This is a genomic window from Streptomyces sp. NRRL WC-3549 (assembly GCF_000721935.1).
Lineage (GTDB): Bacteria > Actinomycetota > Actinomycetes > Streptomycetales > Streptomycetaceae > Streptomyces.
In genome coordinates, this window is the sequence record NZ_KL585437.1 from 92,927 (window position 1) to 96,098 (window position 3,172).

Sequence of the window (3,172 nt, forward strand, 5' to 3'; positions counted from 1 at the left end):
GTCGACGCGTTCGAGCCGGCCGGGCACCCCGGGGACGGCCGCGACGCCGTCCGCGGCGGTCTGCGGGTCGATGCCCGCGACGGCCAGCGTGACGATCGCGGCCAGCGTGTTGGCGACGTTGAAGGGGCCGGGCAGCGGGGCACGGGCGGTGACGCGCTCGCCCTTGGGGCCGAGGACGGTGAAACGGCTGTCCCGCGGGCCGACTTCGACGTCCGCGGCGCGCCAGTCGGCGTCCGGGTGGCCCTCGGCGGAGAAGGTGACGACGGGGACGGACGCCTCGTCGACGAGCCTGCGGCCGTACTCGTCGTCGAAGTTGACCACACCGAGCCGGCTGCGCTCCGGGGTGAACAGCTGCGCCTTGGCCTGGAAGTAGTCCTCCATGCCCGAGTGGAACTCCATGTGTTCCGGGCTGAGGTTGTTGAAGACGGCGACGTCGAAGACGCAGCCGTCGACCCGGCCGAGGACCAGGGCGTGGCTGGAGACCTCCATGGCGACCGCCTCGACACCGCGTTCGCGCATGACGGCGAAGAGGGCCTGGAGGTCGGTGGCTTCGGGGGTGGTGCGCTCGGACTTGATGCGGTCGTCACCGATCCGCATCTCGACGGTCCCGATCAGCCCGGTGCTGCGCCCCGCTCCACGCAGGCCGCCCTCGACGAGGTAGGCCGTGGTGGTCTTGCCGGACGTCCCGGTGATGCCGATCTGGAGGAGGCCGGTACCGGGCCACCCGTAGATCTCGGCGGCGAGTTCGCCCATGCGGCTGCGCGGGTCCTCGGTGACGAGCACCGGGAGGCCGGTGGCGGCGGCGCGTTCGGCGCCCGCCGGGTCGGTGAGGACGGCTGCGGCGCCGAGGCTCGCCGCCTGGGCGGCGAAGTCCGCGCCGTGCAGGCGGGCGCCGGGCAGCGCCGCGTACACGTCGCCGGGGCGCACGGCCCGCGAGTCGTGGGTGATCCCGGTGACTTCACCGGATTCCTGCGGTGCGGCGCCGAGCCGGGCTGCCAGCTCTCCGAGGGGAGTCGGCCGGAGCCGGTCCGGCCGGGGCGCTCCTGGGTAGGTCACAGGCGCGTCCTTCTGCGTGGTTTGGAACTGATCAGCGTGGGGCACGGCGGTGAGCGTACCGGGCCGGGGCGGACTCTCGCGAAGCGAGGGGCCGGGGTTGCGGTACTTCTCGTTCCGGTTCCCGGGATCAGGGGTGATGGTGGTCACTGAGGTTCCCCCGAGTCACTCGCCGGGCTTGAAGGAGACCGGCAGCCGGGCGGGTTGATTGCCGGACGGTGGGGTCTGGAGGGTCTTCAGGGCGAACTCCATGACCTTCTTGTAGATCGGGCCGCAGATCTGGCCGCCGAAGTAGCTTCCCTGGGTGGGGTTCTGGATCGCGCAGTACACGGTGACCTGGGGGTCGTCGGCGGGGGCGAAGCCGGCGAAGGACGAGGTGTAGCCCTTGTAGACGCCGCTCTCGGGGTCGACGCGGTTGGCCGTGCCCGTCTTGCCCGCGACCCGGTAGCCCTCGATGTGGGCCTTGCTCCCGGTGCCCTCCTGGTCGTCCACCACGGACTCCAGCATCCTGGCCAGGGTCTTGGCGGTCTTCTCGCTGACCACCCGGGTCCGCTCGGGTTCCTCCGCCGCCGCGTACCGGCCGTCGGCGCCCTTGGTGCCGCGGACGAGGGTCGGCCGGATCCGGACCCCTCCGTTGGCGATCGTCTGGTAGACGGAGGCGGCCTGCATGGCGTTGAGCGAGAGGCCCTGGCCGAACGGGATCGTGTACTGCTGCGAGGTCGACCAGTCGCCGGGGGCGGCGAGGATGCCCGGCGACTCCCCCGGGTAGTCGAGCCCGGTGGTGCTGCCCAGGCCGAACTTGCGCAGGTAGGAGTAGAGCACCTTGTTGGCCTCGGCCTGCGTCTTGCCGAGCTGGCCGGTGGCCAGGATGGTGCCGATGTTGCTCGACTTCGCGAGTACGCCGTTGAGCGTGAGGTACCAGGTGGGGTGGTCGATGTCGTCCCGGAACAGCCGGTCGCCGCGGTGCAGCCGGTTGGGGACGGTGACGTGCGTGGCGGGTGTGGCGGCGCCCTCCTCCAGCACCGCGGCCATGGACATGACCTTGCTGGTGGAGCCCGGCTCGTAGACGTCCTGGAGCGCGGCGTTGCCCAGGGAGGCTCCGTCGACCTGGGAGAGGTCGTTCGGGTCGTACCCCGGCGCGTTGGCCATGGCCAGCACCTCGCCGGTCTTCGTGTTCTGCACGACCACGTAGCCGCGGTCCGCCTTGGACTTCTCCACCTGGTCGGCGATGGCGCGCTGGGCCGCCCACTGGATGTCGCGGTCGATGGTGAGTTCGACGTCGGTGCCCGCCACGGCCGGGATCTCCTTGGAGCCCGCGGTCGGTACCGGCCGGCCGCCGGCCTGGGCGTAGCTGATCGTGCCGTCCTCGCCCTGCAGCTGCTTGTTGAGCTGGGCCTCCAGGCCTCCGCCGCCCTTGCCCTCGGCGTTGACGAATCCCAGTATCCCGGCGGCGAGGTCGCCGTTGGGGTAGACCCGCCTGGTGGTGGACTCCTGCAGGACACCGGCCAGTACGTTGGCCCCCGGCCCGCCGCGCGCCCTGTCCGCGGCGGCCTTCTCCGCGAAGGCCGCCTTGAGGTCCTTGATCTGTTTCCACACCTGCGGGGTCTGACGGCGCGCCAGCACGACGTAGCGCATCTTGGGCGTGGAGAGCTTCTCCGTCAGCTCCGCCACGTCCTTGCCGAGGATCGGGGCGAGCAGGGCCGCCGCCTGCTGCGGCGCGTCGGGGGCGTTGCTCTCCTCGGGGGTGAACAGCAGCGGGTCGGCCGTGATGTCGTGCGCGTCGACGCTGGTGGCCAGGGCGATGCCGTTGCGGTCGGTGATCTCGCCCCGCTCGGCGGCGATGGTGTATTCGAGGTAGCGGTTCCTCTCCGCCTTCGCCGTGTAGGCGTTGGCGTCGACGGCCTGCACCTGGAGGAGCCGGACGACGAACGCCAGCATGACCAGCGTCAGACAGAGGCTGATCAGGCGGAGCCGGGGCCGCGGGTTGCCCAGCCGGATGGACGGCTTCGCTCCGCCGCGCCGCGGCCCTTTGCGCGGCCGGGACGACGGGCGGGTCCGCCGGGCGTCGGGACGGCCGGCGGACCGGGCGCGCCCGGAGCCGCCGGCCGCGTTACGGGGG

General features: G+C 72.1%; 2 protein-coding genes. Both read right to left on the reverse strand.

The window, feature by feature from the left end; translation table 11 throughout:
* On the reverse strand, window positions 1-1,056 hold a 1,056-nt coding region (locus IH13_RS0132230; protein WP_031090005.1), incomplete at its 3' end, for a Mur ligase family protein.
* Between the two features lie 162 nt (window positions 1,057-1,218).
* Window positions 1,219-3,172, reverse strand: a 1,954-nt coding sequence (locus tag IH13_RS0132235) for a peptidoglycan D,D-transpeptidase FtsI family protein (protein ID WP_051836000.1), incomplete at its 5' end; no start/stop codon positions are given.